Source organism: Pseudoalteromonas sp. NZS100_1 (assembly GCF_015864285.1).
GTDB classification, from domain to species: domain Bacteria; phylum Pseudomonadota; class Gammaproteobacteria; order Enterobacterales; family Alteromonadaceae; genus Pseudoalteromonas; species Pseudoalteromonas arctica.
On record NZ_JADYXN010000074.1, the window covers coordinates 1 to 1761 of the forward strand.

The 1761-nt window shown below is 33.3% G+C and carries 3 protein-coding genes; all 3 read right to left on the minus strand.

Going from position 1 to position 1761, the window contains the following annotated elements; all coding sequences use genetic code 11:
- Window positions 1-18: 18 nt before the first annotated feature.
- The 3 genes from I6F66_RS20525 to I6F66_RS20535 all read right to left on the minus strand — a co-directional run bounded on the left by I6F66_RS20525 (window position 19) and on the right by I6F66_RS20535 (window position 1514).
- Complete coding sequence (locus I6F66_RS20525) at window positions 19-363, minus strand: immunity protein YezG family protein (RefSeq protein WP_165729587.1); 345 nt, start codon at window positions 361-363, stop codon at window positions 19-21.
- Window positions 364-430: 67 nt separating this feature from the next.
- On the minus strand, window positions 431-907 hold the full coding sequence (locus I6F66_RS20530; RefSeq protein ID WP_165729586.1) for an SMI1/KNR4 family protein: 477 nt from the start codon (window positions 905-907) through the stop codon (window positions 431-433).
- Between the two features lie 85 nt (window positions 908-992).
- Window positions 993-1514 (minus strand): SMI1/KNR4 family protein, encoded by a 522-nt coding sequence (locus tag I6F66_RS20535; protein WP_165729585.1) that lies wholly within the window; start codon window positions 1512-1514, stop codon window positions 993-995.
- Window positions 1515-1761: the final 247 nt, after the last annotated feature.

Sequence of the window (1761 nt, forward strand, 5' to 3'; positions counted from 1 at the left end):
GATTGTGATTGATCTTATTTATTTATGTATTTCAACAGCAGCGATTGCTTCTTCATCATTATCGCGCTCAAAGTTTAGGTTAAATTGGCCTTGACGAGTGATAGTAAAAATAGCGCGTTGCCAATTTTCAGTCTCATTTTTAATGGCGTGGTCAAATAACGTTTTGAATAACTCAGTTATATTTTTAGATACAGCAATTGCATGCTGTGTTTCGTTATCTGATTTAATAAAGTGGGACTTGCACTCGATCGCATTATTATTATCGCAATCTAAAATAAGCTGAGCTTCATGCCATGGCTCATCTATTTGCTGATAAAGGTACTGACCTAGGTGTTGCGGGATGTTTTTAATATCGGGTTGCATTGGCTTTCCTTAGCATCATAAATGAGTTTTAAATTGAATGATCAAGCATAAAGTTTGTAAATATGTGTTAGCCGAAAGGCATCGCATCAAGAAACTCTTGGAAATTATCAAAAGCCTTGTAAAAAACAGGCGATAACTCTTCAGACTCATTATGATCCCATATTACTACTTTAGGATTTATTGCATCTTCTTTGAAATCTAGGCATAAAAAATCACCACCAAAAAGGTAAGCAAAAGGTAAGGTCTCGGCTCCAACCAAGTCTTCGTTATCTGTAAGTCTTTCCTCAATTTGAGCCATTACGACTTTAACTTCGTATTGCTTAAACTCATTACCGAGCTTTTCATCTTCTGAAACTATTAAAAACCTTTCCAATACGCGCTCTTCAGAGTTAATTTTTATAGTAATTTTATCTGGGCATCCACCATTAAATTCTAAAATAAACTCCCTGTAGCTAATCGGTAAGTTAATATTAAAAAACATTTCTAATGAATCTAACTCATCATGTGTAATTGAAACTCTTTTTTTTAAATTTAATTTTTTCATAGTTTTAGGGTGTTTATAATGTCGAGTTGCATAGGCTGTCCTTAGCTGTAGGTGCATGTATTATTAAATGGAGCATTTTTAAAAACTAAAAGTCTAAAAATGAGTTAGCAGAATCAATCTCTTTTTGCGCCATATTTGCATTGTCAGGCTCTAGATTAGAGAGGAAGTTATCAAAATTAGCAAATACTTCAAAAAATTCATTATTGTTTTCGCTGCTTTCGTGATCCCAACAATAAACTTTCATATTTTCTTTATGGATGCATAATTGGTCACCACCGCTACTTTCACCAAATATAAAAAAACCTTCATCATTCAATTGTTTATACATGCGATTCTTTTTTACAAGGTTATTATCACTATTTTCTAGACCATAAACTATTTCAAATGGCAGGTACCCGTCATTATTTGTATAAGGAGTTTTCTGAAAGGGGATGATCTTTGCCCCATTGTTAAAAATAATGGAAGAGTCAAATCTTGATAGTAATTTTTTTAATTCTTTTGGCAAAGCAACTTTAAACTCATGCTCGACATCCTTTATTGTTGTGACCTTTTCACTACTTATATAAAGCGCTGAAGCATCTAGGGCGGTGATTAATTTATCAATCATTTTAAATTCCTTTCCTTAAATCAGAAGCAGCTCCAATGTGTAGTTACCATGTAGTTTTGTAGGCACAAGCTGGATTAATGTACCACTCGAATGATGTGGAGTTAAACCAAGTTTTTAACAGGTTTTTTACCGCATTCTTACTTTTAAGACCTTTCTGTTTAGCTATATACTGTAGTGGTACAGTGATTTTGGCCACCCATTAAGAAAGAAATGTTATGCTAATAAGCATACAAATTTGGGTGAAAAA

What these genes read in the sequence shown, in the direction of transcription:
- I6F66_RS20525 (WP_165729587.1), bottom strand. Translation starts at nt 363, where the DNA reads ATGCAACCCGATATTAAAAACATCCCGCAACACCTAGGTCAGTACCTT.
- I6F66_RS20530 (WP_165729586.1), bottom strand. Translation starts at nt 907, where the DNA reads ATGAAAAAATTAAATTTAAAAAAAAGAGTTTCAATTACACATGATGAG.
- I6F66_RS20535 (WP_165729585.1), bottom strand. Translation starts at nt 1,514, where the DNA reads ATGATTGATAAATTAATCACCGCCCTAGATGCTTCAGCGCTTTATATA.